This window comes from Massilia mucilaginosa (genome assembly GCF_011682145.1).
Lineage (GTDB): Bacteria > Pseudomonadota > Gammaproteobacteria > Burkholderiales > Burkholderiaceae_D > Telluria_A > Telluria_A mucilaginosa.
Genome location: NZ_WHJH01000144.1, coordinates 1 through 1,467 on the forward strand (window position 1 = coordinate 1; position 1,467 = coordinate 1,467).

A 1,467-nucleotide genomic window follows, 5' to 3' on the forward strand; every position below is an offset into this window, starting at 1 on the left:
GCCTTCGTAAGCCCGGATGCTACTACCGTCATGATGAACCTCGCTGCCACGAGTGGATCAATCATTGACTACGCATTCGGGCTTACGTTCCCTTCGTCCATCGCTCACAAATGGACAAAGTCAAGCTAACAACGCCGCGTGTTATTACGCGTGGTAGCGACAACAAAATGGTATGGCGCTGGGATAGTGCAAACGTCTTCGGCGAGAATGCACCTGACGAAAATCCGATTCGATTAGGAAGTCTTGTTTACAACCCGCGATTTCCAGGGCAATATTATGATCGTGAATCGAGCCTCCATTACAACTACCATAGGGATTATGATCCGCAGACGGGGCGGTACATTCAGAGCGATCCGATTGGACTTAGAGGTGGCATTAATACCTATGCCTATGTTGGCGGCAACCCTCTTTCATTTGTGGATCCTCTCGGGCTTGATAAACAGGTATCTCTTGGAATTTCAGGTCTGGTTCAAGTGGGCATTCTGCCCAGTGTCTTTGGTGTTGGTGCTGGTGCCGGCGGAGGGACCTCCGTCGGGATTTCAATACCGAAAAATTGGAAGAACTGGCGGTGCTATCAGCTTTTCCTAACAGCTCAGGCAAATGGTTACGGTGGCGTAGGTACTTTTGCTGGTGTTGGGCTGAGCGGTGGAATATCGAGTTCAGATGGTCCTATCACTAGCGGGACTAGCACCGGAACGATTGGCGAAGTTAACGCTGGCTGGGGTATCGCTGGTGGGGCCTCTATGTCTACGCCCGGTAATTTCATGCGCCCATCGACCTATACGAAGGAAGTATCCAGCGTTGGGATTACTCCCGCGCCGAAAGTTGGGGTGGGATTTGGCGCGGCCGTTGGGATCGGCTTATTTACTTCCTCAACATTGGCAACGCCGGTCAACAATAATGAATGTGAGTGCCAGTGAAGCCAAAAACGAATTCAAAATTCTACAGCTTGCTGAAGTTGGCGGTACTAGGTATCGTACTTTGTCTAGTCTTTTTTGCTTTGATTATGGTGGGTGAGGCAATAGAATTAGAGTGGCTAAGTATCGCTGGGAAAGGGTTATTCGTTCTAGCTTTCCTAGTTGCGGCCTGTTCGTTTTTACTTCTTTTGCTACTGACTCTCTATTTGATGATAAAAAAGGAGAGGTAGAGCCTCTGACGTAAGTTCGGTGTAGTGGGCAAGGGGGCAGTGCCGACATTCGCACACGAACAGAACAGTTAAGAAGAATAGGGCCGATCAAATACAGCTGACGTTGGCCAAATCATATATGCGCGGCGCGACTGTCCCATTCGTGTTCGTTCGTCGGCACTGACCCTCTCCCCGGTGTGCTGACCGTCGAAGAGTAGCCGTTCACTTCCCCTGATAAAAAAGCCAAATGAGTGCCCTATGGAAGCGGTTTTTATTGCATAATACTCAATAATGTCAATAAAGCTAATTCCACTTACCGATCACGATCTTCGTCAAATGAG

Annotated in this window: 1 protein-coding gene; it reads left to right on the forward strand. The window is 49.1% G+C overall.

Going from position 1 to position 1,467, the window contains the following annotated elements; translation table 11 throughout:
• The first annotated feature begins 110 nt into the window (after positions 1–110).
• Positions 111–920, forward strand: coding sequence for an RHS repeat-associated core domain-containing protein (locus tag F2P45_RS37085; protein ID WP_166882649.1), 810 nt, complete (start codon positions 111–113; stop codon positions 918–920).
• Positions 921–1,467: the final 547 nt, after the last annotated feature.